Origin of the sequence: Acinetobacter sp. GFQ9D191M (assembly GCF_011174875.1) — a bacterium.
GTDB lineage: Bacteria > Pseudomonadota > Gammaproteobacteria > Pseudomonadales > Moraxellaceae > Acinetobacter.
This window is the reverse complement of record NZ_JAALGV010000103.1, coordinates 1,482-1,740: the sequence shown is the minus strand read 5'-3', so window position 1 is coordinate 1,740 and position 259 is coordinate 1,482. Positions and strand designations below refer to the sequence as shown.

The 259-nt window shown below is 45.9% G+C and carries 1 pseudogene; it reads left to right on the top strand.

Features of this window, described 5'->3' with window-relative positions:
* A pseudogene (locus tag G5T77_RS14410) lies at positions 1 to 259 on the top strand (elongation factor Tu); the annotation flags it as partial.

Here is a 259-nt window from a genome sequence, read left to right as displayed (position 1 = left end):
TCCTGTAATCCGTGGTTCAGCTCTTCTTGCACTTAATGGTGATGACAGCCAATACGGCGAGCCAGCAGTAGTTGCGCTTGTTGAAGCTCTTGACTCTTACATCCCAGAACCAGAACGTGCAATCGACCAAGCATTCCTGATGCCAATCGAAGACGTATTCTCAATTTCTGGTCGTGGTACAGTTGTAACTGGCCGTGTTGAAACTGGTATCATCAAAGTTGGTGAAGAAGTTGAAATCGTGGGTATCAAAGACACAGTT